33 protein-coding genes are annotated in these 23,192 nt (G+C 57.5%); 7 read left to right on the top strand and 26 right to left on the bottom strand.

What is annotated here, in order from left to right; all coding sequences use genetic code 11:
* Positions 1 to 7: 7 nt before the first annotated feature.
* From rplF to rpsJ, 17 genes are all read right to left on the bottom strand, one after another.
* Positions 8 to 541 carry a 50S ribosomal protein L6 gene (gene rplF, locus G5380_RS12205; protein ID WP_005340607.1) on the bottom strand — a complete coding sequence of 178 codons (534 nt, stop codon included), beginning with the start codon at positions 539 to 541 and terminating at the stop codon, positions 8 to 10.
* A 13-nt stretch (positions 542 to 554) separates the two neighbouring features.
* Positions 555 to 947, bottom strand: coding sequence for a 30S ribosomal protein S8 (gene rpsH / locus G5380_RS12200; RefSeq protein WP_005307980.1), 393 nt, complete (start codon positions 945 to 947; stop codon positions 555 to 557).
* Between the two features lie 21 nt (positions 948 to 968).
* Complete coding sequence (rpsN, locus tag G5380_RS12195) at positions 969 to 1,274, bottom strand: 30S ribosomal protein S14 (protein ID WP_005340609.1); 306 nt, start codon at positions 1,272 to 1,274, stop codon at positions 969 to 971.
* 10 nt (positions 1,275 to 1,284) lie between these two features.
* Positions 1,285 to 1,824 (bottom strand): 50S ribosomal protein L5, encoded by a 540-nt coding sequence (rplE, locus tag G5380_RS12190; RefSeq protein WP_005331162.1) that lies wholly within the window; start codon positions 1,822 to 1,824, stop codon positions 1,285 to 1,287.
* Positions 1,825 to 1,837: 13 nt separating this feature from the next.
* On the bottom strand, positions 1,838 to 2,155 hold the full coding sequence (rplX, locus tag G5380_RS12185) for a 50S ribosomal protein L24 (RefSeq protein ID WP_005307977.1): 318 nt from the start codon (positions 2,153 to 2,155) through the stop codon (positions 1,838 to 1,840).
* A gap of 11 nt (positions 2,156 to 2,166) precedes the next feature.
* A complete protein-coding gene (rplN, locus tag G5380_RS12180; protein ID WP_005307975.1) occupies positions 2,167 to 2,535 on the bottom strand; it encodes a 50S ribosomal protein L14 in 369 nt (122 codons plus the stop codon).
* Between the two features lie 147 nt (positions 2,536 to 2,682).
* Positions 2,683 to 2,931, bottom strand: coding sequence for a 30S ribosomal protein S17 (gene rpsQ / locus G5380_RS12175; RefSeq protein ID WP_005307966.1), 249 nt, complete (start codon positions 2,929 to 2,931; stop codon positions 2,683 to 2,685).
* Positions 2,931 to 3,122 carry a 50S ribosomal protein L29 gene (gene rpmC, locus G5380_RS12170; protein WP_005307965.1) on the bottom strand — a complete coding sequence of 64 codons (192 nt, stop codon included), beginning with the start codon at positions 3,120 to 3,122 and terminating at the stop codon, positions 2,931 to 2,933. Before rpmC ends, rpsQ begins: the two co-directional genes overlap by 1 nt.
* On the bottom strand, positions 3,122 to 3,535 hold the full coding sequence (rplP, locus tag G5380_RS12165) for a 50S ribosomal protein L16 (protein ID WP_005340612.1): 414 nt from the start codon (positions 3,533 to 3,535) through the stop codon (positions 3,122 to 3,124). Before rplP ends, rpmC begins: the two co-directional genes overlap by 1 nt.
* A gap of 13 nt (positions 3,536 to 3,548) precedes the next feature.
* On the bottom strand, positions 3,549 to 4,262 hold the full coding sequence (rpsC, locus tag G5380_RS12160) for a 30S ribosomal protein S3 (protein ID WP_005307962.1): 714 nt from the start codon (positions 4,260 to 4,262) through the stop codon (positions 3,549 to 3,551).
* Positions 4,263 to 4,265: 3 nt separating this feature from the next.
* Positions 4,266 to 4,610: a 50S ribosomal protein L22 gene (gene rplV / locus G5380_RS12155; RefSeq protein WP_005319741.1), complete on the bottom strand. Its 345-nt coding sequence runs from the start codon at positions 4,608 to 4,610 to the stop codon at positions 4,266 to 4,268.
* Positions 4,611 to 4,620: 10 nt separating this feature from the next.
* The gene (gene rpsS, locus G5380_RS12150) at positions 4,621 to 4,899 is read right to left on the bottom strand and encodes a 30S ribosomal protein S19 (RefSeq protein ID WP_005307960.1); all 279 of its coding nucleotides are present in this window, start codon (positions 4,897 to 4,899) and stop codon (positions 4,621 to 4,623) included.
* Between the two features lie 22 nt (positions 4,900 to 4,921).
* Entirely contained in the window at positions 4,922 to 5,743 is an 822-nt protein-coding gene (gene rplB / locus G5380_RS12145; RefSeq protein ID WP_005340614.1) for a 50S ribosomal protein L2, read from the bottom strand.
* Between the two features lie 15 nt (positions 5,744 to 5,758).
* Complete coding sequence (gene rplW / locus G5380_RS12140) at positions 5,759 to 6,061, bottom strand: 50S ribosomal protein L23 (protein ID WP_005307955.1); 303 nt, start codon at positions 6,059 to 6,061, stop codon at positions 5,759 to 5,761.
* Positions 6,058 to 6,663: a 50S ribosomal protein L4 gene (gene rplD, locus G5380_RS12135; protein WP_005340616.1), complete on the bottom strand. Its 606-nt coding sequence runs from the start codon at positions 6,661 to 6,663 to the stop codon at positions 6,058 to 6,060. The genes rplW and rplD overlap by 4 nt, the downstream gene beginning before the upstream one ends.
* A gap of 17 nt (positions 6,664 to 6,680) precedes the next feature.
* The gene (rplC, locus tag G5380_RS12130) at positions 6,681 to 7,313 is read right to left on the bottom strand and encodes a 50S ribosomal protein L3 (protein ID WP_005340620.1); all 633 of its coding nucleotides are present in this window, start codon (positions 7,311 to 7,313) and stop codon (positions 6,681 to 6,683) included.
* A gap of 22 nt (positions 7,314 to 7,335) precedes the next feature.
* Positions 7,336 to 7,647 (bottom strand): 30S ribosomal protein S10, encoded by a 312-nt coding sequence (gene rpsJ / locus G5380_RS12125; RefSeq protein ID WP_005307944.1) that lies wholly within the window; start codon positions 7,645 to 7,647, stop codon positions 7,336 to 7,338.
* Between the two features lie 356 nt (positions 7,648 to 8,003).
* Between rpsJ and G5380_RS12120 the strand changes: the two genes are divergently transcribed.
* Positions 8,004 to 8,918 carry a DMT family transporter gene (locus G5380_RS12120; protein ID WP_227341575.1) on the top strand — a complete coding sequence of 305 codons (915 nt, stop codon included), beginning with the start codon at positions 8,004 to 8,006 and terminating at the stop codon, positions 8,916 to 8,918.
* 37 nt (positions 8,919 to 8,955) lie between these two features.
* Here the strand turns inward: G5380_RS12120 and envZ are convergent, their stop codons facing one another.
* The gene (gene envZ, locus G5380_RS12115) at positions 8,956 to 10,266 is read right to left on the bottom strand and encodes a two-component system sensor histidine kinase EnvZ (protein WP_227341576.1); all 1,311 of its coding nucleotides are present in this window, start codon (positions 10,264 to 10,266) and stop codon (positions 8,956 to 8,958) included.
* Positions 10,263 to 10,985, bottom strand: coding sequence for a two-component system response regulator OmpR (gene ompR / locus G5380_RS12110; protein WP_005340625.1), 723 nt, complete (start codon positions 10,983 to 10,985; stop codon positions 10,263 to 10,265). Before ompR ends, envZ begins: the two co-directional genes overlap by 4 nt.
* A 247-nt stretch (positions 10,986 to 11,232) precedes the next feature.
* Between ompR and greB the strand changes: the two genes are divergently transcribed.
* Positions 11,233 to 11,706 (top strand): transcription elongation factor GreB, encoded by a 474-nt coding sequence (greB, locus tag G5380_RS12105; RefSeq protein ID WP_005355349.1) that lies wholly within the window; start codon positions 11,233 to 11,235, stop codon positions 11,704 to 11,706.
* A gap of 190 nt (positions 11,707 to 11,896) precedes the next feature.
* Entirely contained in the window at positions 11,897 to 14,206 is a 2,310-nt protein-coding gene (locus G5380_RS12100) for a Tex family protein (RefSeq protein WP_421209232.1), read from the top strand.
* Between the two features lie 70 nt (positions 14,207 to 14,276).
* Here the strand turns inward: G5380_RS12100 and G5380_RS12095 are convergent, their stop codons facing one another.
* The 4 genes from G5380_RS12095 to bioH all read right to left on the bottom strand — a co-directional run bounded on the left by G5380_RS12095 (position 14,277) and on the right by bioH (position 16,479).
* Positions 14,277 to 14,555 carry a hypothetical protein gene (locus G5380_RS12095; protein WP_005355353.1) on the bottom strand — a complete coding sequence of 93 codons (279 nt, stop codon included), beginning with the start codon at positions 14,553 to 14,555 and terminating at the stop codon, positions 14,277 to 14,279.
* 85 nt (positions 14,556 to 14,640) lie between these two features.
* Positions 14,641 to 15,408, bottom strand: a complete 768-nt coding sequence (locus G5380_RS12090; RefSeq protein ID WP_279476717.1) for a putative metalloprotease CJM1_0395 family protein — start codon at positions 15,406 to 15,408, stop codon at positions 14,641 to 14,643.
* 1 nt (position 15,409) lies between these two features.
* Entirely contained in the window at positions 15,410 to 15,643 is a 234-nt protein-coding gene (locus tag G5380_RS12085) for a flagellar hook protein FlgE (protein ID WP_042054219.1), read from the bottom strand.
* Positions 15,644 to 15,714: 71 nt separating this feature from the next.
* Positions 15,715 to 16,479, bottom strand: coding sequence for a pimeloyl-ACP methyl ester esterase BioH (gene bioH / locus G5380_RS12080; protein WP_421209231.1), 765 nt, complete (start codon positions 16,477 to 16,479; stop codon positions 15,715 to 15,717).
* 38 nt (positions 16,480 to 16,517) lie between these two features.
* Here bioH and G5380_RS12075 point away from each other — a divergent pair, with 38 nt between their 5' ends.
* Positions 16,518 to 17,246 carry a ComF family protein gene (locus G5380_RS12075; protein ID WP_421206243.1) on the top strand — a complete coding sequence of 243 codons (729 nt, stop codon included), beginning with the start codon at positions 16,518 to 16,520 and terminating at the stop codon, positions 17,244 to 17,246.
* Positions 17,247 to 17,326: 80 nt separating this feature from the next.
* The gene (nfuA, locus tag G5380_RS12070) at positions 17,327 to 17,905 is read left to right on the top strand and encodes a Fe-S biogenesis protein NfuA (RefSeq protein WP_005340636.1); all 579 of its coding nucleotides are present in this window, start codon (positions 17,327 to 17,329) and stop codon (positions 17,903 to 17,905) included.
* Between the two features lie 69 nt (positions 17,906 to 17,974).
* Here nfuA and gpsA read toward each other — a convergent pair whose 3' ends face one another.
* Genes gpsA through G5380_RS12055 form a run of 3 tightly spaced genes read right to left on the bottom strand, consistent with a single transcriptional unit; the run spans position 17,975 to position 19,934 of the window.
* Positions 17,975 to 18,979 (bottom strand): NAD(P)H-dependent glycerol-3-phosphate dehydrogenase, encoded by a 1,005-nt coding sequence (gene gpsA, locus G5380_RS12065; protein WP_236767761.1) that lies wholly within the window; start codon positions 18,977 to 18,979, stop codon positions 17,975 to 17,977.
* A gap of 2 nt (positions 18,980 to 18,981) precedes the next feature.
* Entirely contained in the window at positions 18,982 to 19,452 is a 471-nt protein-coding gene (secB, locus tag G5380_RS12060) for a protein-export chaperone SecB (RefSeq protein WP_042054222.1), read from the bottom strand.
* A gap of 50 nt (positions 19,453 to 19,502) precedes the next feature.
* On the bottom strand, positions 19,503 to 19,934 hold the full coding sequence (locus G5380_RS12055; RefSeq protein ID WP_005340640.1) for a rhodanese-like domain-containing protein: 432 nt from the start codon (positions 19,932 to 19,934) through the stop codon (positions 19,503 to 19,505).
* 246 nt (positions 19,935 to 20,180) lie between these two features.
* Here G5380_RS12055 and gpmM point away from each other — a divergent pair, with 246 nt between their 5' ends.
* Positions 20,181 to 21,710, top strand: coding sequence for a 2,3-bisphosphoglycerate-independent phosphoglycerate mutase (gpmM, locus tag G5380_RS12050; RefSeq protein ID WP_204384904.1), 1,530 nt, complete (start codon positions 20,181 to 20,183; stop codon positions 21,708 to 21,710).
* Positions 21,711 to 21,719: 9 nt separating this feature from the next.
* Entirely contained in the window at positions 21,720 to 23,072 is a 1,353-nt protein-coding gene (gene envC, locus G5380_RS12045) for a murein hydrolase activator EnvC (RefSeq protein ID WP_421312916.1), read from the top strand.
* Positions 23,073 to 23,192 lie beyond the last annotated feature (120 nt).

The following is a 23,192-nucleotide window of genomic DNA, read 5'->3' as shown; positions in this document are numbered from 1 at the left end:
TGTTACCTTACTTCTTCTTAGCTTCTTTAGTACGCACTTGCTCGTTGGCATAGCGTACACCCTTGCCCTTGTAGGGCTCCGGAGCGCGGTAAGCACGGATATCGGCGGCGACTTGGCCAACCAGCTGCTTGTCGACACCACGCAGAACGATTTCTGTGGCAGTCGGGCACTCAGCGGTCACACCAGCCGGCAGCGCATGCTCTACCGGGTGAGAGAAGCCCAGAGCCAGCGCAACAGCATTGCCCTTGATGGAGGCTTTATAACCTACACCAACCAGCTGCAGCTTGCGCTCGAAGCCTTGGGTAACACCGATTACCATGTTGTTGACCAATGCACGGGCAGTACCGGCCTGAGCGTCAGCACCAGCGATGCTGCCGCGCGGGGCGAACTTCAGTACATTGTCTTCTTTGGTCACTTCTACACCGGCGTGAATAGAGCGAACCAGAGAACCTTTACCACCTTTGATGGTCAGTTCCTGGCCGTTCAGAGTCACCTCTACGCCAGCAGGAATAGTGACGGGTGCCTTAGCAACACGAGACATTTCCTACCTCCTATTAAGCGACGTAGCAGATGATCTCACCGCCCATGCTTGCTTTGCGAGCAGCACGGTCAGTCATCACACCTTTAGACGTGGACACGATAGCAACACCGAGACCGCCCATAACTTTCGGCAGATCAGTAGTGCGCTTGTAAATACGCAGGCCTGGACGGCTTACGCGTTGGATCAGTTCTACAACTGGCTTGCCCTGGAAATATTTCAGTTCAATTTCCAGTTCCGGCTTCACGTCACCAGCTACGGAGTAGCCAGCGATGTAACCTTCTTCTTTCAGCACTTTGGCGATAGCCACTTTCAGCTTGGAAGAAGGCATGGAAACCGCAACTTTGCTCGCCGCCTGACCGTTACGGATGCGGGTCAGCATATCCGCGATCGGATCTTGCATGCTCATAAGTCTAACTCCCGAGATTCGTTACCAAGAAGCCTTCTTCAGGCCCGGAATTTCGCCCTTCATGGCATGCTCACGCACCTTGATGCGAGACAGGCCAAACTTGCGCAGGAAACCGTGCGGACGACCAGTAATATTGCAACGGTTACGCTGGCGGGACGGACTGGAATCACGGGGCAGCTGTTGCAGTTGCAGTACAGCATCCCAACGCGCTTCTTCAGAAGCGTTCATGTCAACGATGATAGCTTTCAGCTCGGCACGCTTGGTCGCGTACTTGGCTACCAGCTTGGCACGCTTTGCTTCGCGCGCTTTCATGGATGTTTTAGCCATAACCCTAACCTTACTTGCGGAATGGGAAGTTAAAGGCAGCCAGCAGAGCACGGCCTTCTTCATCGGTATTCGCGGAAGTGGTGATGGTGATATCCAGACCACGGACGCGATCGACTTTGTCATAGTCGATTTCCGGGAAGATGATCTGCTCACGCACGCCCATGGAGTAGTTACCACGACCGTCGAACGCTTTAGCGTTCAGGCCACGGAAGTCACGGATACGCGGTACGGAGATGCAGATCAGCCGTTCCAGGAACTCCCACATACGCTCGCCACGCAGGGTTACTTTACAACCTATCGGGTAGCCTTCACGAATCTTGAAGCCCGCAACAGATTTGCGAGCTTTGGTGATCAGCGGCTTCTGACCGGAAATGGCAGCCATATCGGCAGCAGCATTTTCCAGCAATTTCTTGTCAGAGATCGCTTCACCAACACCCATGTTCAGGGTGATTTTCTCGATCCGAGGGACTTGCATGATAGTCTTGTAACCGAACTGCTTGGACAGTTCATTTACTACATCGGATTTGTAGTAATCATGCAGTTTCGCCATCGTTAAACTCCAATTACTTCACAAGTTCGCCGGTGGATTTGAAGAAACGGACTTTTTTGCCGTCTTCAATCCGGAAACCAACGCGGTCAGCTTTGCCAGTGGCAGAGTTGAACAGCGCTACGTTTGATACATCGATGGGGGCTTCTTTGGTGACGATACCGCCAGCCTGACCCAGTGCGGGTACCGGCTTCTGGTGTTTCTTCACCTGGTTGATGCCTTCCACGATTACCTTACCTTTTGCAATCAGGACTTGAGTGACTTTGCCACGCTTGCCCTTGTCTTTGCCGGTAAGAACAATCACTTCGTCTTCGCGACGGATTTTAGCTGCCATCGTTCGACTCCTTACAGTACTTCGGGTGCCAGGGACACAATCTTCATGAACTTCTCATTACGCAGTTCACGGGTCACCGGGCCAAAAATACGAGTACCGATTGGCTGTTGGTTGTTGTTAAGCAACACAGCCGCATTGTTGTCGAAACGGATGACAGAGCCGTCCGGACGACGAACGCCTTTACGGGTGCGTACGACCACCGCGTTATACACATCACCTTTCTTCACTTTACCGCGAGGAATGGCTTCCTTGATGGAAACCTTGATGATGTCGCCGATGCCGGCGTAACGGCGGTGCGAGCCACCCAGAACCTTAATACACATTACACTGCGAGCGCCGGAGTTGTCGGCAACACCCAGCATACTTTGCATCTGGATCATCTTAGTGCTCCGCTTTGTTTACTTCTTATCCCTAATGGGATCTGGCTGCCTTCAAAAGGCGCGAAACTATAACACAGGATTTTCAGAAAAGGTAGCCTAAAAAACAAACGGCCCCTGAAAGGGGCCGCTTGGACTACAAAGTACCGATTAGGCCTTTTCTACAACGGCAACCAGGGTCCAGGACTTGGTCTTGGACAGCGGGCGGCATTCGCGGATTTCCACGAGGTCGCCAGCTTTGCACTCGTTGTTTTCGTCATGCACGTGCAGCTTGGTAGTGCGCTTGATGATCTTACCGTAGATCGGGTGCTTTACCTTGCGCTCGATAGCAACAGTGATGGACTTGTCCATCTTGTCGCTGATTACACGACCTTGCAGAGTACGGATCTTGTCAGTCATTACGCACCTGCCTTCTCAGTCAGTACAGTCTTGATACGTGCGACGTCACGACGCACTTGTTTCAGAGTGTGAGTCTGAGCCAGCTGGCCGGTGGACGCTTGCATGCGCATGTTGAATTGCTCACGCAGCAGGCCCAGCAGCTCCTGGTTCAGTTCTTCGACGCTCTTTTGACGCAGATCTTGGGCTTTCATCACATCACCGTCTTAATTACGAAAGTGGTCTGAACAGACAGCTTAGCTGCGGCCAGGGCAAACGCTTCACGCGCCAGAGCCTCAGGTACACCGTCCATCTCGTACAGAACCTTGCCAGGCTGGATCGGGCAAACCCAGTATTCCACGTTACCCTTACCTTTACCCATACGAACTTCGAGGGGCTTTTCGGTGATGGGCTTGTCCGGGAACACACGGATCCAGATCTTACCTTGACGCTTAACGTGACGGGTCATGGCACGACGGGCTGCTTCGATTTGACGAGCAGTCAGTTGACCACGGGATGTCGCCTTCAGGCCAAAGGTACCGAAGGATACTTCGTTACCAGAGGTGGCCAGACCGCGGTTACGACCCTTGTGGGTCTTGCGGAATTTAGTACGCTTAGGTTGCAACATTTACCGAATCTCCTTACTTAGCAGCGCGGCGCTTGTTGTCACGCTTGGGCTTTGCAGGAGCTTGCTCTTGAGCAGCGGCAGCGTTAACAGCAGCCAGACCGCCCAGAACTTCGCCCTTGAAGATCCAAACTTTAACGCCGATCACACCGTAAGTGGTGTGGGCTTCAGAAGTTGCGTAGTCGATGTCGGCACGCAGGGTGTGCAACGGCACACGACCTTCACGGTACCATTCGGTACGCGCGATTTCAGCGCCGCCCAGACGACCGGAAACTTCCACTTTGATGCCCTTGGCACCCAGGCGCATTGCGTTCTGTACGGCGCGCTTCATAGCACGACGGAACATTACACGACGCTCCAACTGGGAAGTGATGCTGTCGGCAACGAGTTTGCCATCCAGCTCCGGCTTGCGGACTTCGGAAATGTTGATCTGAGCAGGCACGCCAGCAATAGTGGCTACAGCTTTGCGCAGCTTCTCAACGTCTTCGCCTTTCTTACCGATGACAACACCCGGACGAGCGGTGTGAATGGTCACACGGATGCTCTTGGCCGGACGCTCAATGGTGATCTTGGACAAGGACGCGTTTTTCAGTTCCTTGGTCAGGAACTGGCGTACTTGAAAATCGCTGTACAGGTTGTCAGCGAAGTCTTTGGTGTTCGCGAACCAGGTAGAATTCCAAGGCTTGGTAATACCCAGGCGAATGCCATTAGGATGTACTTTCTGACCCATTGCTTATCTCCCAGCCTTAGCGTCGGATACCACTACAGTGATGTGAGCGGTACGCTTGAGGATACGATCCGCACGACCTTTGGCACGCGGACGGATGCGCTTCATGGAGGGACCTTCGTCGACCATGATAGTAGCAACACGCAGCGCGTCGATATCGGCGCCTTCGTTGTGCTCAGCGTTTGCAATGGCAGATTCCAGCACTTTCTTAACCAGCACTGCAGCCTTTTTCGGGCTGAAGGTCAGGATATTCAGAGCCTTGTCTACGGACAGACCACGTACTTGATCGGCTACCAGACGAGCTTTCTGGGCAGAAGTACGGGCATAACGGTGTTTAGCGATAGCTTCCATCATTTATCCCTTAGCGCTTCTTAGCCTTCTTATCAGCAGCATGGCCGCGATAAGTACGAGTCGGTGCGAATTCACCCAGTTTGTGACCGATCATTTCTTCGGTAACGAAAACCGGAACGTGCTGACGACCATTATGGACAGCGATGGTCAAACCGATCATGTTCGGGATGATCATTGAACGACGGGACCAGGTTTTAACCGGCTTTTTATCCCCGCTTTCCACCGCTTTCTCTACCTTCTTCAGCAAGTGCAGGTCAATAAATGGACCCTTCTTGAGAGAACGTGGCATGGTGATTCCTCTATGTTAACAATTACTTGTTACGACGACGTACGATGTACTTGTCGGTACGCTTGTTCTTACGGGTCTTGAAGCCTTTAGCCTTCTGGCCCCATGGGGACACAGGCTGCATGCCCTTGTTACGACCCTCACCACCACCGTGCGGGTGGTCAACCGGGTTCATCGCCATACCGCGAACGGTCGGACGAATACCACGCCAGCGGTTTGCACCGGCTTTACCCAGTTGACGCAACATGTGCTCGGAGTTACCGACTTCACCGATGGTAGCGCGGCACTCGGCCAGAACTTTACGTACTTCGCCGGAACGCAGACGCAGAGTTACATAGTTACCTTCACGAGCCAGGATCTGGATGAAAGTACCAGCGGAACGAGCCAGCTGGGCACCTTTACCAGGCTTCATCTCTACAGCGTGAACGGTAGAACCAACCGGGATGTTGCGCATCGGCAGGGCGTTACCTACCTTGATGGCTGCATCAGCACCAGAAGCGATCGCGTCACCAGCTTTCAGGCCTTTCGGAGCCAAGATGTAACGACGCTCACCGTCTGCATACAACACCAGAGCGATGTTAGCGGTACGGTTCGGATCGTATTCCAGGCGCTCTACTTTAGCCGGGATACCGTCTTTGTCGCGCTTGAAGTCGACGATACGGTAGTGCTGCTTGTGACCACCACCGATATGACGGGTAGTGATACGGCCGTTGTTGTTACGACCACCGGACTTGCTTTTGCTGTCCAGCAGAGCGGCGAAGGGCTTGCCCTTGTACAGCTCTTGATTGACGATCTTGACGACGTGGCGGCGGCCCGGAGAAGTAGGCTTGCACTTAACGATTGCCATTTTTGAGAACTCCTCTTACTCGGCTGCGCCCATGAAGTCGATGTCCTGACCAGCTTTCAGGGTCACATAAGCCTTTTTCCAATCGGAACGACGGCCTACGCGTGCACCTGCGCGCTTGGTCTTACCCTTCATGTTCAGGGTACGGACGGTCTCAACTTCGACCTCGAACAGTTTCGCAACTGCAGCTTTGACTTCCGCCTTGGTAGCATCAACAGCAACTTTGAACACGATAGTGTTCTGCTTTTCTGCAACCATGGTGCTCTTTTCAGAGATGTGCGGAGCCTTCAGAACTTTCAGCAGACGCTCTTCACGGATCATGCCAGCATCTCCTCGATTTGCTTAACTGCGTCAGCAGTCATCAGAACCTTGTCGAAAGCGATCAGGCTGACCGGGTCGATACCGGCAACGTCACGCACGTCAACTTTGTACAGGTTGCGAGCAGCCAGGAACAGGTTCTCATCGACTTCAGCAGTCACGATCAGAACGTCAGTCAGTTCCATTTCTTTCAGCTTGGCGATCAGTTCTTTGGTCTTCGGAGCTTCGATGCCGAACTTCTCAACAACGATCAGGCGCTCTTGACGTACCAGCTCGGACAGAATGCTACGGATAGCGCCGCGGTACATCTTCTTGTTTACTTTCTGGCTGTGATCTTGCGGCTTAGCAGCAAAAGTCACACCACCGGAACGCCAGATGGGCGAACGGATGGAGCCAGCACGGGCACGACCAGTACCCTTCTGACGCCACGGCTTTTTGCCGCCACCAGACACTTCAGAGCGAGTCAGCTGCGCACGAGTACCCTGACGGGCACCAGCGGCATATGCAACGACGACCTGGTGAACCAGAGCTTCGTTGAATTCGCGCCCGAAGGTAGTCTCGGAAACTTCAAGAGCGCTCTTGGCGTCTTTCATTACCAATTCCATTACTATCTCCTCAGACGTTACGCTTTGACGGCAGGTTTGACGATCACGTTGCCGTTGGTTGCACCCGGTACTGCACCTTTGATGAGCAGCAGGTTGCGTTCAGCGTCAACACGAACCAGTTCCAGGTTCTGAGTCGTTACACGCTCAGCACCCATGTGACCAGCCATCTTTTTGCCCTTGAATACACGACCCGGAGTCTGGTTCTGACCGATAGAACCCGGAACGCGGTGAGACAAGGAGTTACCGTGGGTCATATCCTGGGTGCGGAAGTTGTGGCGCTTAACAGTACCAGCAAAGCCCTTACCTTTGGATGTGCCGGTAACGTCTACCAGCTTAACGTCAGCGAGAAGATCTACTTTCAGCTCGCTACCAACAGTGAAAGTTTCACCGTTGTTCAGGCGGAATTCCCACAGACCGCGACCGGCTTCTACACCAGCTTTGGCGAAGTGGCCAGCTTCCGGCTTGGTCACACGGCTGGCTTTTTTGGCGCCAGTGGTAACCTGAATAGCGTTGTAGCCGTCGGTTTCTACAGATTTGACCTGAGTTACACGGTTAGCTTCAACTTCGATAACAGTCACCGGGATAGAAACGCCATCTTCAGTGAAGATGCGAGTCATACCCACTTTGCGACCTACAAGACCGATTGTCATTGTTATCAACCTCTTTCCGTAATTAACCCAGGCTGATCTGGACGTCTACACCAGCTGCCAGATCCAGACGCATCAGGGCGTCTACGGTCTTGTCAGTCGGCTCAACGATGTCTACCAGACGCTTGTGAGTGCGGATCTCGTACTGATCACGCGCATCTTTGTTGACGTGCGGGGAGATCAGGACGGTGAAGCGCTCTTTGCGAGTCGGCAGCGGAATAGGACCGCGAACCTGCGCGCCAGTGCGCTTAGCAGTTTCAACGATTTCCGCAGTGGATTGATCAATCAGGCGATGATCAAAAGCCTTCAGGCGGATACGGATTCTTTGGTTCTGCATTGACAGAGCTCCAATAGATAAAAGAACATAAATCAACACCGCCCGACCGAGATTTCTCCCGCCAGAGGTGTGATTTTTCACGTTTCCCCCCATATCGGGAGGACTGTATGGCTGGCTCCTGTAAACAGGAAACTCAGCAACAGACATATCGTCTGGCTTACCTCATGGGTAAGCGGAGGGGATTATACGGATTTTTCAAATTTGCGCAAGGGAAAGCGAACAGATTATGCGCAGTTTTATGTAACAGATGGATCTCGCCTGCGGCAACGCACTCTGCTGCCAACACCCAGGTAACGACAATGTTACAAGCAGACTGGTAGACTGTGCGCTTGCCTCCGTCAGTGGAACGACATCCCATGCTCAAAGATCAAAAGAAAGCCTATCAGTATGGCCTTTGCGCCGTTGCCCTCTGGTCGACGGTCGCCACAGCCTTCAAGATCTCCCTCGCCTATTTCGAACCCGTGCAACTGTTGCTTGTGGCCGCCTTCACCTCAACTCTCACGCTGACAGCCGTCGTCGCCAAACAGGGCAAACTGCCGCTGCTGGGGAGCTACATCAAGGCCCGCCCTTTCTACTACTTGACTCTGGGTGTGCTGAACCCCTTTCTCTATTACTTGTTGCTGTTCAAGGCGTATGACCTGCTGCCTGCCCAGCAGGCACAGACCCTCAACTACACTTGGGCTATCACTCTCAGTCTGCTTGCCGTCCCCTTTCTCGGCCAGAAGCTGCGTCGGCGCGATGGCGTCGCCATCGTGTTGGGATATTTTGGCGCACTGGTGATCGCTACCAGAGGGGATGTATTCGGCCTGCAGTTCGACAACCCCCTCGGCGTGACGCTGGCACTGGTCTCGACCCTCATCTGGGCCAGCTACTGGATCCTCAACACCCGCAATCAGGGGGATCCCATCGTCAGCCTGTTGCTCGGCTTTATGATCAGCCTGCCCTTTATCGTCGTTGCGACCTGGTTGCTCTCCGATTTTGCCATGACCGCCTGGCAGGGATGGGCTGGTGCCATCTATGTGGGACTGTTCGAAATGGGCTTCGGTTTCGTGCTCTGGCTGATGGCGCTGCGCCATGCCACCAACACGGCCCCCATCAGCAACCTCATCTTTATCTCGCCGTTTGCCTCACTGGTGCTGCTCAACCTGTTGATCGGCGAAACCATCCATCCGGCCACCCCCATCGGGTTGGCGCTCATCGTTGCCGCCCTGCTGATCCAGCAGCTCAAGTACGGTAAACGCTATCGTGCATCAGTCGAAACCAAGAGCTGACCATGCAGAAGGGCGTATCCACGGATACGCCCTTCTCTCAATCCATCCACTCCTGTGGCTGATGTTTCGGCAGCCGTATCTCGACCAGCAGGCCGCCGAGATCCGAGCTTCCCAGCCGGATAGTGCCGTGGTGCTGGGCGACTATCTTGGCCACGATGGCCAACCCCAAGCCACTGCCGCCAACGGTCCGCGCCACATTCCCCTGAGTAAACGGCTTGAGCACCCGGGAGTAGTCCTGCTCCGGAATACCGGGGCCATCATCGGATAGGCGCAGGCGCACCCAGTGCCCGTCGTCCTTCAACTCGGCATACAAGCGGCTCGCCCCATAACGCTGCGAGTTGCTTGATAGGTTGTTCAACACCCGCCGGATACTAACCGGATTGCAGGCCACCCGCACTGCCTCTTGTGGCAGCGCCAGATCGACGTCCAGCCCCTGCTCCGAATAGATCAACAGGGTATCGTGCACCAGCTGGGTCAGATCGACAGGTACCGGAGCCTGCCCCTCATCCGGGCGGATGTAATCGATGAACTGATCGATGATGGCATTGGACTCATCAATATCTGAGTTGATGCTCTCCTTGAGATATTCGTCACCGGAGGACATCATCTCGGTAGCCAGCCGGATACGGGTCAGCGGGGTTCGCAGGTCATGGGAAACCCCCGCCATCATCAGGTTACGCTCTTCGATCAGGCTCTTGATGGAGTGGGACATATGGTTGAAGGTGCGGGTCAGACGGCGTACCTCCCGTGACCCCAGCTCCCCCAGCGCCTCGGGGAAATGTCCTCTGGCCACGGCAACCGCGCCAGCCTCGAGATCCTCGAGCGGACGAACCAACTGGCGTGCAAAGCGCCAGGCAGCAAACAGGGTGATCACCAGCAGCACGCTCAGATAGATGATGAGGGGTTCGATATCGTCATCTTCAATCTCGGTCAGCGGGATCCGCACCCAGATTTTGCTGGCCTGTGGCGGCTGGATCCAGATGATGTAGTGATCCTGGATCTCGACCCGCACCTTGGCCGGGCCACCCAGTTCGCGGCTTATGTTCTCCTCCAGATAGGGGTACGGCTTGGCATCGTTGAAGCCATGCTGCACCGCCTCGCTCTGGGTATAGATGTCGGTACCGGTCGTCACATAGACCAGCGCCTCGGCATCTTCACTCAACGCCAGCTGCTCGGTATTGACCGGAAAGATCAGCTTGACCTGATTGGCCAGCAGGTGACTGATCTGTTTGACGGTGGGTGCCAGCAGATAGTTGTAGAAGGTGACATAGGAGACCGCTTGATAGACCACCAGAACGGCGGCCAGGAACCAGAGCATGCGCGAGAACATGCTGCCGACCTTTTTCATGCACCGTCACCATCTGGTACAAACACATACCCCAGACCCCAGACGGTCTGTAGATAGCGGGGCTGGGCCGGATCCTGCTCCAGCAGGCGGCGCAAGCGGGAAACCTGAACATCGATGCTGCGTTCGGTGGCGGTGTATTCGCGGCCACGGGCCAGATTCATCAGCTTGTCGCGGGAGAGCGGCTCGCGCGGATGGCTGACCAGCACCTTGAGCACCGCAAATTCACCGCTGGTGAGCGCCATCGGCTCACCATCCCGGCTAAGCTCACGGGTAGCCAGATTGAGTTGGAAGGCTCCGAAGTTGACCACCTTCTCTGCAGCAGAGGGAGCCCCTGGCAACTCGACAGTATGGCGGCGCAGCACAGCTCGGATCCGCGCCAGCAGTTCACGGGGATTAAATGGCTTGGGCAGATAGTCATCGGCTCCCATCTCGAGCCCGACGATGCGATCCACTTCATCCCCCTTGGCAGTGAGCATCAGCACCGGGATTTGGTTGCCAGCTTCCCGCAGACGACGACAGATGGAGAGCCCATCCTCCCCCGGCAACATCAGGTCAAGCACCATCAGGCTGAAGTTTTCACGAGTCAGCAAGCGATCGGCCTGTTCGCCATTAGCCACGCCGCGCACCACGAATCCCTGCTCGGTGAGATAGCGTTCCAACAGGGAACGTAATTTCAGGTCATCGTCCACGACCAGGACCTTGTATTGCTGCTGACTCATTGCTTTGCCTCTTCATTCTTTCGCTGCCCACCATACTAGGGGGGGATATCGCGGGAGAAAAGCATAAATATGTTACCGGTTATTACCCATGATCAGAGCGTGACGGCCGTCAAGCCCTCCTCCAGACCAGTACCGCTGAATGGCTCCCGCCAAGCTGGCGCAATTTCTCTCGACAGAAGGAGGACAAAAGCTAATATTCACGAGCAGTTAGCGATGATTACCCCTCTTTGACCAGGTCCGCATCACCATGAAGACAAAGCTGATCACCCGCGAAGGCTACAACAAGCTGAAAGAAGAGCTCGATTTCCTCTGGCGTCAGGAGCGCCCCGAGGTCACCAGAAAGGTGGCATGGGCCGCCAGCCTGGGGGATCGCAGCGAAAATGCCGACTACCAGTACAACAAGAAGCGACTGCGGGAGATCGATCGGCGGGTGCGTTACCTGCGCAAATGTCTCGAAGAGCTGGGGATCGTCGACTATGCCCCCGCGCAGGAGGGCAAGGTCTTCTTCGGTGCCTGGGTCGAGGTGGAAAACGAAGAGGGCGAGACCAAGCGCTTTCGCATCGTCGGCTATGACGAGATCTTCGAGCGCAAGGATTACATCTCCATCGACTCCCCCATGGCCCGCGCCCTGCTCAAGAAAGAGGTCGGTGATGAGGCCATCGTCCGTACGCCAGTTGGTGACGTCTGCTGGTATATCAACGAGATCAGCTACCCCAAGTAGCCGGACTGCTTGCCACAGGCACATCCAGAGTCACAGGTGTAATGGCAAGATAAACGCTCTCCCCTGCGACTTATCAGTCTGACGGGTGCAGACCCCGGCGCAGGGTGGCATCCCGCAACACGACCCCATATAGTGCTCACACTTGGCGCCTGATGGCGCGGACTCGACCACAGAGGCCCTCAACAACATCATGATGCAAACCATAGAGAGACAGATTGCCGGTGAGCTCAATGCTCGCCCGGAGCAGGTGCAGGCCGCAGTACGCCTGCTGGATGAAGGCTCGACCGTGCCCTTTATCGCCCGTTACCGTAAAGAGGTGACCGGCGGTCTGGACGACAGCCAGCTGCGTACTCTGGAAAGCCGCCTCGGCTATCTGCGTGAACTGGAAGATCGCCGTCAGGTGATCATTCGCTCCATCGAAGAGCAGGGCAAACTGACCCCCGAGCTGGCCCGCGAATTGAATGGCGCCGACAGCAAGACCCGACTGGAAGACCTCTATCTCCCCTACAAGCCCAAGCGCCGCACCAAGGGGCAGATGGCGATCGAAGCCGGGTTGGAGCCGCTGGCCAACCTGCTGCTCAGCGACCCGATGCAGGATCCCGAGCAAGCTGCAGCCACCTTCCTCAATCCCGAACAGGGCATTGCCGACAGCAAGGCAGCCCTCGACGGCGCCCGCTATATCCTGATGGAGCGCTTCGCCGAGCAGGCCGACCTGCTGGAGAAGCTGCGCGACTACCTGTGGCAAAATGCCACCCTGCGCGCCCGCGTGGTGGCAGGCAAGGAGCAGGAAGGGGCCAAGTTCAAGGACTATTTCGAACACGACGAACCACTGCACAAGGCCCCCTCCCACCGGGTGCTGGCCATGCTGCGCGGCCGCAATGAAGGGATCCTCAATCTGGCGCTGGTCACCGGTGACGACGAGAGTGCTAGCCCCTGCGAAGGGATCATTACCCACCACCTCAAGCTCAACCTGCAGAACCGCCCGGCCGACAAGTGGCTGCAAGGGGTGGTGAGCTGGACCTGGAAGATCAAGTTGTCGCTTCAGATGGAGACTGAGCTGATCGGCCGTATCCGCGAGTCGGCAGAGGAGGAAGCGATCAAGGTGTTCGCCATGAACCTCAAGGATCTGCTGATGGCGGCCCCGGCGGGCATGCGCTGCACCATGGGGCTGGATCCGGGCATCCGCACCGGCGTCAAGGTTGCCGTGGTGGATGCCACCGGCAAGCTGGTCGATCACGCCACCATCTATCCGTTCGAACCAAAACGGCAGATTGATCAGAGCCTCAAGACCCTGAGCGAGCTGTGCCAGAAACACAAGGTCGAGCTCATCAGCATCGGCAACGGCACCGCCTCGCGGGAGACCGACCGGCTGGTGAACGACCTGTTCGAGCGCTACCCCGCCGCCAAGGCGCAGAAGATAGTGGTGAGCGAAGCAGGAGCCTCTGTCTACTCCGCCTCCGAGCTTGCCTCTCAGGAGTTCCCGGATCTCGACGTCTCGATCCGTGGCGCCGTCTCCATCGCCCGCCGCCTGCAAGACCCGCTGGCCGAGCTGGTCAAGATCGATCCCAAGAGTATCGGGGTGGGCCAGTATCAGCACGACGTCGGCCAGAGCCAGCTGGCCCGTCGGCTGGATGCGGTGGTCGAGGATTGCGTGAACGCGGTCGGTGTGGATGTGAATACCGCCTCGGTCGCCCTGCTCAACCGGGTTTCCGGCCTCTCCCAGACGCTGGCCCAGAACATCGTCGCCTACCGGGATGAGCACGGCGCATTCAAGAGCCGTCAGCAATTGCTGAAAGTGAGCCGACTCGGCCCAAAAGCCTTCGAACAGTGCGCCGGCTTCCTGCGCATTCGCGGCGGCAGCAATCCCCTCGACAGCTCGGCGGTGCACCCCGAGTCCTATCCGGTGGTGGAGCGGATCCTCGCCAAGCTGGAGCAGACCGTGGAGAGTCTGCTCGGCAACAGCAGCCTGCTGCGCAGCCTGAAACCGGCCGATTACACCGATGAGCAATTCGGCGTACCTACCGTCACCGACATCATCGGCGAGCTGGACAAGCCGGGCCGCGACCCGCGCCCCGAGTTCAAAACCGCGACCTTCAAGGAAGGGGTGGAGCAGATCAGCGACCTGGTGCCAGAGATGGTACTAGAAGGGGTGGTCACCAACGTCACCAACTTCGGCGCCTTCGTCGATATCGGTGTTCATCAGGACGGGCTGGTGCATATCTCCTCCCTGACCGACCGTTTCGTCAAGGATCCCCGCGAGGTGGTCAAGGCGGGCGACATTGTGCGGGTCAAGGTGCTGGAAGTGGACGCCTCGCGCAAGCGGATCAGCCTGACCATGCGCCTCGACGAGAAAGCGGGACAAGCTGCCCGCAAGTCGGCTGAAGCGCGCAACAGCAGTGCTGGCAACGCCAAGCCAAGAAATGAGCCGCGCCAAAGCCCCCCTATGGGTGGTGCCATGGGCAACGCCTTCGCGGCAGCGCTCTCCAAAGCGAAAAAGTAACGACACCGTCCGGAACGTCTCTAAATGCAAAAAGCCCCGCAAGGGGCTTTTTTACGCGCGAAGCTCAGGATTACTGCGTCAGGGCAGCAAGTATGCTCTCGGGCTCTCCATGCTGGGCCAGCACCTCCCGCAGTCGGTTGAATGCCTTGCAGGCCTCTTGCGGATACTTGCCGTAAGAGACGACGCCGGTGTGGCTCCAGCCAGCCGCCAGCATCACTTTCTTCTTGAAACTGGTTCCTTCAGTTCCTCCTCCTCCGAGCTGCATCAGAAACTGCTCCATCTGCAGGTGGGGGGGCGGTACACGGGAGAAGGTGGTGAAATCTTCCGCTTTGACTTCATCGAAATGCATGACAGCTCCTGTGAAATTGGAATGGGCCTGATCTTCAGGTTAGTTGCAAAACAGGCAAAGCAGCTGAAAGTTTGGCGAGGGTGATTCAGATATGCAGACTGAGGGACTGGGTAGAAGCCGGGCTGACAGCCTGTTGATAGTGGCCCGCGATGACGCTGTTGCGCTTGTCCATATAGGCACTCAGCACACCGCCCGATTTCGCGCTCTGCTCGGCCATCAGCTCTTTGCGCGCCTTGGCTTCACTCGCGGCGGCGCTGCGTGCAACGGCCAAATCCTGCGCGGAAGGCTCGGCAGGCGCCAGCGCTGCAGAGCGGATCTGCTGCATCTTGGCGATGGTAGCCGCAGGGTCACCGGGTACGACACTGGTATCGATCTGGACTTCGCCACCCGTAGCATAACGCTTGCCATCCGGCCCTTGCGTAAACTGATAGGTGGGCGAGCTGGCGTACTCTCCACCCGCAGACTGGTGAGCCTGCTCGTGAGTACGCACCTCCTTGTCACGCTCGACAAGATCCTGAACCTGCTGCTCTTGCCGCTGTTGCTGCTCCTGCTGTTTGGGATCTTGCTGCTTGCGCTGCCCATCCTCACCGGTGGCCTCGACAAAGCGATTGTCTGGCAGTGTCGTCGGCGCTAATTGCCCGGTTTCACGGCTGTTCTGGGAGGTCTGATTGCTGGAGGCCTGACCGGCTTTGGATTTCTCTTTCTGGGAGCCGACTTCGGATTCGGCAACGGAGGCTTGGCCCGCCCGGGCCTGCGGGATCAGTTCTGCCCGGCGATTATCCGTCCTCGCCGCTTCCACCTGGGGTTGCAGCTGTGTCGGGATAAGCGGAGGCAGACTGACATTGATGTTCATCTCACACCCGGATGTCGATCAGGGTTCCCATCATATCGCTGGCGGTCTGCACTACCTTGGCGGAAGCGCCAGCCTGCAGCTCGGCCACCTTGAGATTGACGAGCTCATCGGTCACTTGCACCTGATCCCCGCTGGGGGTGTTGAGACGGGCGATCTGATTGGATGCCTTGTCGGCAATCTGCTCGGCTCGCTGAAATCCCTGTACCCCGCTGTTGAAAGCAGAATCAATACGCATGATGTTACTCCTCTGGTCACAGCTTAATTATCCGCCAGACCAGAGGATTAATGAAGCTTGCTGACTATTTTTTATCCAACAAAATCTCGAACGATTTCAATGAATTCGTCAGGGTGGGAGATAAAAGGTGCGTGTGAGGCCTTATTGAGGGTCACGCTGCGGCTGGCAGGATAGAGATCATCCAGCAGGGGAATGGCCGCCTTGGGTACCAATGAATCCAGTCGCCCATAGATCCGCAACCAGGGCAGCTCCAGCTCCAGCAGCGGTTCGCGCAGATCAATCTCGGCCAACAGCCTCAGTCCGGCCTCGAGTGCGGCAAACTCGGGCGCCGGCCGCTCGGCCAGCCAGTGGCGCAACTGACGGATATCGTCCCGGGCATGTTCACTGCCCATTGCTTGGATCGCCAGAAAGCGCTCTATGGTCTGGCGAAAATCCCCCGCCAGCATCTGGTTGAAACCGGTCAGCACCTTGGGGGCAATTCCGGGCCACTCGTCCCGCGCCATAAAGCAGGGAGAGCTGGCTACCGTGATCAGGGAGTGCAACCGATCGGGATGAGTCAGCGCCAACTGGCTTGCCACCAGACCGCCGAGCGACCAGCCAAGCAGATGGCAATTCTGCGGCAAGATAGCAGCCACCTGCTCGGCAAGCCAGGGCAGGCTATAATCCACCTCGTCTGCCAGCAGGCTGTTGCCAAAGCCGGGCAAATCCACCAGATGAACCCGATAGTGGGACGCCAACTGTTGGGCAATGCCATGCCAGACCGCGCCGTTCATCCCCCAACCGTGCAACAGCACCAGATCGGGCCCCTGGCCAAACTGCTCTACCGATATGCTCATCTAGACTCAAGATCCCTGTTCATGCTCTTGGGGTCAGCATGTTAAAGCGACTGCTCGCTAAAGCAAGCCCGCTGCTCGGCAGCCACGGTGACTGGCAAGGGAGTTGCCTGCTCTGCCATCAGCCTTGCGACAACGAGCCCCTGCTCTGCAGCTGGTGTCGGCAGGCGTTGCATCAATCAGAGCCAAGATGCCGCCTCTGCGCCGCACCGCTGGCTGCCTGTATAGAAGAGAGCATACCGGTCTGTGGTCGCTGCCAGCGCAGACCTCCCCCCTGGGAGCGGTTGCAGGTGATTGGCGACTACCGGGCCCCCTACCCCATGCTGATCCCCCGGCTCAAATATTCCGGTCAGATCCTGCTGGCACCGCTACTGGCACGCCTCTTGGCCGATCATCTGGATGGCTGCGAGCCGCCGGAGGCGATCATTCCGGTTCCCCTGCACTGGTGGCGGCAATGGCGGCGTGGGTTCAATCAGGCGGAGGAGATCGCACAAGCCCTTGGCGAGTTCACCGACATTCCCTGCGACAACACCCTACTGCAGCGCATCAAGTCGACCCCGCAACAAACAACCCTGAGCGCCGGGCAGCGGCGGCGCAATCTGCGCGGGGCATTCCGGATCCGCCCCCACCACTATCGCCATGTCGCCCTGCTCGATGACGTCGTGACCACAGGCGCCACCGCCGGTCAGCTCAGCCGTTTGCTCCATGAGAGCGGCATCACAAAGGTGGAAGTGTGGGCAATCTGTCGTACCCTGCGGCACAGCAAGTAGCCATCGGCATGCTACCCAAGCATTAATAACCGCGTTATCATGAATACCCTAGTCGTACACTCAGGTTTATGAGGATAGTGATGATCAGCATTTCCGACGCCGCCCAGGCCCATTTCCGTAAACTGCTGGAAAAACAGCCTGATGGCACCAATATCCGGGTGTTTGTGGTCAATCCGGGAACCCAGAATGCCGAGTGTGGCGTATCGTATTGCCCGCCCGATGCCGTGGACCCGGAAGATCAACACCTGCCCTTCAGCGGCTTCGACTGCATGGTCGATCCCCTGAGCGCCCCCTTCCTGGTGGATGCCACCATCGACTTCGTGACCGATCAGATGGGCTCCCAGCTCACCCTGAAAGCACCGAACGCCAAGATGCGTAAAGTGGCCGACGACGCGCCGCTGATCGAGCGCATCGAGTACGTGTTGATGTCCGAAGTGAACCCTATGCTGGCCGGTCACGGTGGCAAGGTCACCCTAGTCGAGCTGACTGAAGACAAACTGGCCATCCTGCAGTTTGGTGGTGGTTGCAACGGTTGCTCCATGGTCGATTACACCCTTAAAGAGGGGATCGAGAAGCAGCTGCTGGAGAAGTTCCCGGGTGAGCTCAACGGCGTGAAAGACGCCACCGAGCACCAACGCGGCGACCACTCCTACTACTGATTTGCAGCCCTTGCAGCAAAGAAAAGGCCCCGCCATCCGGCGGGGCCTTTTGCATGGGCAATCGGCAGATTACTCGTCCTTCTTGTCTCGCGACAGCAGGGCGATGGCCGCCTCTTTCGGGTTCTTACCCTCGTAGAGCACCTTGAAGATCTGCTCGCAGATGGGCATCTCGACGCCGCAGCGGGCCGCCAGCAGATGCACCTCTTTGGTGTTGCGATACCCCTCCACCACCTGACCGATCTCGGTCATGGCGGTGTTCACATCCTTGCCAGCCCCGAGGGCCAGCCCGAAGCGACGGTTGCGCGACTGGTTGTCGGTACAGGTGAGCACCAGATCCCCGAGCCCCGCCATCCCCATAAAGGTTTTGGCATCGGCACCCAGCGCCGCACCCAGACGCTGCATCTCCACCAGACCCCGGGTGATGAGCGCGGTTCTGGCATTGGCGCCAAACCCGAGCCCGTCGGAGAGACCGGCACCGATGGCGATGACGTTCTTCACCGCCCCACCCAGCTGCAGACCGACGAAGTCCGGATTGGTATAGACCCGGAAGGAGCGGCCACAGTGCAGTAGATGGGAGAGATCGTCGGCAAACTCATCGTGAGTCGAGGCGACAGAGATGGCGGTCGGCAGACCGGCAGCCAGCTCCTTGGCGAAGGTGGGGCCGGAGATCACCGCCAGCGGTATCTCGTCACCCAGCACTTCACGAGCCACATCCTGCAGCAGACGGCCACTGTCCGGCTCCAGACCCTTGGTGGCCCATGCGATACGGGTATCAGGGCGCAGGAAGGGCTTGATCCGGGTCAGCACATCGCCAAATACATGGCTTGGCACGACCAGCAGCAGCACGGGGGCAGCCTGTACCGCACGTTGCAGATCCGCAGTCAGCTGCAGATCGGCGGGAAAAGGGACATCAGGCAAAAATGCCTTGTTGCAGCGGTCTTGTTCCAGCTCGGCGACATGGGTGGGGTCGTGACCCCACAGCAGGGTCGGATGACCGTTGCGCGCCAGAGAAATGGCAAGGGCGGAGCCATAAGACCCCGCCCCCAAGACCGAGATAGCGATCTGGTCAGCCATTATCAGGCTTCCGCAGTCGCCTGCTGGGCCTGAGCTTGCGCCATGTGCTGGGCAAACAGGGCATCGAAGTTGACCGGTGCCAGGTTCAGCTGCGGGAAGGAACCCTTGCTCACCATGTTGGCCACGGCTTCGCGGGCATACGGGAACAGGATGTTCGGGCAGAAGGCAGCCAGGCAGTGAGCCAGTTGCGGCTCCGGCAGGTTACCGATAGTGAAGATACCGGCTTGCTGTACTTCGCACAGGAAGGCAGTTTCGGTTTCCAGTTTGCAAGTCACGGTCAGGGTCAGAACAACCTCGTACACGCTCTCAGCCAGGATGTTGGTCTTGGTATCCATATCCAGCTTGACGTCCGGCTGCCACTCTTTCTGGAAGATGTGCGGGGTGTTCGGCGCTTCGAAAGAGACATCCTTGGTGTAAACACGCTGGATGTGGAATTCCGGTTGTACTTCCTGGTTGTTGATCTCGTCAGCCATTTCGTTTGATTCCTTGTTATATGGATAAGTGGGCTCAGGCCCTGCTTAAATCAGCGTTTCTTGGTTACCGGCAGATTTTCTGCACGCCATTGGGCCATGCCACCGCCGAGCACATAAACCTGCTTGAAGCCAGCTTTGCTCAGCTGACGGCCCGCGCCGCCCGCAGTCATTCCCGACTCGCACACCACTATGATGGGGGCATCTTTATGCTTTTCAACCGGGCCCAGATTATTGCTCTGGATCTGGGTCAGCGGCAGGTGCTGGGCACCGGCCAGATGGCCCTTGGCATACTCTTCCTGACTGCGAATATCCACCACGGTGGCATTCTCGCGGTTGATCAGCAGGGTCGCGGTGTGGTTGTTGACGGTTTTTACCGGGGACAAACGGGCACGCACAGTGGTGTAAACCAGGGTGCCAGCCAGACCCAACCAGGCTGCGGTCAGCAGCGGGTTACGGGCCGCAAAATCCAAATACTCTTGCATCTTCTACTATCCAGGGACCAAGACAAGGGCCCGAGTATACATGGGGGTATTGATAAGATCAGCCATCTTGGCGGCAAAGCGCGAGCAGGCTCCCATCCTCATTGGGCATCGATCATGGCAGGAAGGGCGTGGCTTGCGGGGCAGCAGGAGCGCCCCTTGGCTATCAGGTGACTATTTCGGCAGATGTAGTAATATTACGCTAGTTTCATTTCCCGCATTTTTTCCAATCCGAGAGGACATAGTCTTATGTCAACAGCTAAGAAACCTTTGGTTCTGGTCATCATGGACGGTTGGGGCTACAGCACCAAGCAAGAGCACAACGCCGTCGCTGCCGCCAAGACTCCCAACCTCGATCGTCTGGCCCGTGACTACACCAGCACCCTGATCTCCGGTTCCGGCCTGGACGTCGGTCTGCCGGATGGCCAGATGGGCAACTCCGAAGTGGGCCACGTCAACATCGGTGCCGGTCGCATCGTCTATCAGGAGCTGACCCGCATCTCCAAAGACATCCAGGATGGCGAATTCTTCCAGAACGTCGAGCTGGCCAAGGCTGTTGACGCTGCCGTGACCAACGGCAAAGCAGTTCACATCATGGGCCTGATGTCCCCGGGTGGCGTACACAGCCACGAAGAGCACATCATGGGCATGATCGAAATGGCCGCCAAGCGTGGCGCCGAGAAGATCTACCTGCACGCCTTCCTGGATGGCCGCGACGTTCCGCCGCGCTCCGCCCAGTCCTCCATCGAGCTGTTCGACGCCCTGTTCGCCAAGCTGGGCAAGGGTCGTTTCGCCTCCATGATCGGCCGTTACTTCGCCATGGACCGTGACAACCGCTGGGATCGCGTGCAGCAAGCCTATGACCTGATGACCCAGGGCAAGGGCGAGTTCACCGCCGATAGCGCCACCGAAGCACTGGCTGCCGCCTATGCCCGCGACGAGAACGACGAGTTCGTCAAAGCCACCCGCATCGGCGAAGCTGCACCGATGGAAGATGGCGATGCGCTGATTTTCATGAACTTCCGTGCCGACCGTGCCCGTGAAATCACCCGCGCCTTCGTTGACACCGACTTCACCGGCTTCGCTCGTGCCGTTGAGCCGAAGCTGAACTTCGTGATGCTGACCGAATACGCGGCCGACATCAAAACTGCCTGTGCCTACCCGCCGACCGCTCTGGTCAACACCTTGGGTGAGTGGCTGGCCAAGCAGGGCAAGACCCAGCTGCGCATCTCCGAAACCGAGAAGTACGCTCACGTCACCTTCTTCTTCAACGGTGGCGAAGAGTCCTGCTTCACCGGCGAAGATCGCGAGATCGTGGCCAGCCCGAAAGTGGCGACCTATGACCTGCAGCCGGAGATGAGCTCCGAAGAGCTGACCGACAAGCTGGTTGCGGCCATCAAGAGCGGCAAGTACGACGTCATCATCTGTAACTACCCGAATGGCGACATGGTTGGTCACACCGGTGTGTTTGATGCCGCAGTCAAAGCTTGTGAAGCCGTTGACCACTGCATCGGTCGTGTCACCGACGCGCTGGCCGAAGTGGGTGGCGAGTGCCTGATCACTGCCGACCACGGCAACGCCGAGAAGATGCTGGACGAAGAGACTGGTCAGGCCCACACCGCCCACACCAATCTGCCGGTTCCGCTCATCTATTTCGGTCGCAAAGCCGAGGTAGTTGAAGGTGGCAAACTGTCCGATCTGGCCCCCACCATGCTGACCCTGATGGGTCTGCCGGTGCCGCCGGAAATGACTGGCAAGCCCCTGATGATTCTGAAATAATCCTTCCCCATGCGGGGATGCGAAGTTATTTCACAGAAAACCAGTCGCGTCGGCCTGTTGGCCGGCGCGCTGTTTTTTTGCCTGTTGTTTGGCGCCAGCAAATCGGCTTTGGCCGCCAATCAGCAGCTGGGCACCATGCAGTCCCAGATCAAAGAGCAACAGAAGACCATCAAGCTCAGCAAGCAGGAGCTTGCCAAGCTCAATACCCAGCTCAAGGCTGACGAGCAGGCCATCTCGGCCGCCGCCGCCAAACTCAACCAGACCAGACAGCAGTTGAAGCAGAACCAGCAGAAGCTGGCGACCCTGCAAAAAGACAAGCTGGCGCTGGAAGTTCAAGCCAAACATCAAAAGCAGTTGCTGGCCAAACAGGCGGAGAGCGCCTTTCAGGCGGGCAACCACGACTACCTGAAACTGCTGCTCAATCAGCAGGATCCGGCCAAACTGAGCCGCTCCCTCGACTACTACGACTACCTCAACAAGGCCCGCATCGAGGCCATCGACGCCCTGCGCGTCACCCGCGACAAGCTGGCGAAAAACCAGCAGGCAACCAAAGAGACCGAAACCAGACTGCAAACCCTGCTTGCCGAACAGCAAGAGCATCACCAGACCCTGCTGGCCAGCCAGCAGAGCCGGGCCAAGGTGCGCAACCAGTTGCAGCAGTCGGTACAGGATGACGAGCAGAAGCTCACCAAGCTGGTCAAGGCGGAGAAGGCGCTGAAAGCCCGGCTGGAAGAGCTGCGTCGCAAGCGTGAAGAGCAGGAGCGCCGTGAACGGGCCGAGCGGGAACGGCTGGCCAAGCTGAAAGCGGAGCAGGAGCGTCAGCGCAAGCTGGCCGAACAGCGCCGCGCCGAGCAACAACGACTCGCCGCCCAGCAGAACAAAACCGTCAAACCGGCAGAACCGGTCGAAGAGATGTCCAGTACCAAACCGGAGCGAGGCTCGGGGATTGGGACCGCAGGTTACTACAGCGGGCTCAAGACCAATGGCAGCCTGCGCTGGCCGGTACAGGGGCCGATCCTCATCGCCTACGGCTCGCCGCGCACCGCCCAGCTCAAGTGGAAAGGCACCCTGATCGGCGCCAGCGAAGGAACCCAGGTCAAGGCGGTCGCGCCGGGCCAGGTGGTCTACGCCGACTGGCTCGATGGCTTCGGTATGCTGCTGGTAATCGATCACGGTAAGGGCTATATGAGCCTCTACGGTCACAATCAGTCGCTGCTGCGTCAGGTTGGCCAGAATGTGGAACAGGGTGAACCGGTGGCACTGGTCGGTGACAGTGGCGGTCAGGACAGACCGGGCCTCTACTTCGAAATTCGCTATCAGGGCGAGGCGATCAACCCGACCAAATGGCTGGCCAAGGGTTGAGTCAACCCGGCCGACAAACGCATCACACGCTCACTAGCAAAAGCCTGCATCACGCAGGCTTTTGTCGTTTCAGGAGCGCCCTCCCCACTGTCGGCTTAATTTGATGAAAAATTACCTAAT

It is taken from the genome of Aeromonas sp. 604443 (genome assembly GCF_049170315.1).
GTDB classification, from domain to species: Bacteria; Pseudomonadota; Gammaproteobacteria; order Enterobacterales; family Aeromonadaceae; genus Aeromonas; species Aeromonas veronii_A.
The sequence above is the reverse complement of the archived record's forward strand: the minus strand, read 5'-3'. Positions and strand labels throughout refer to the sequence as shown.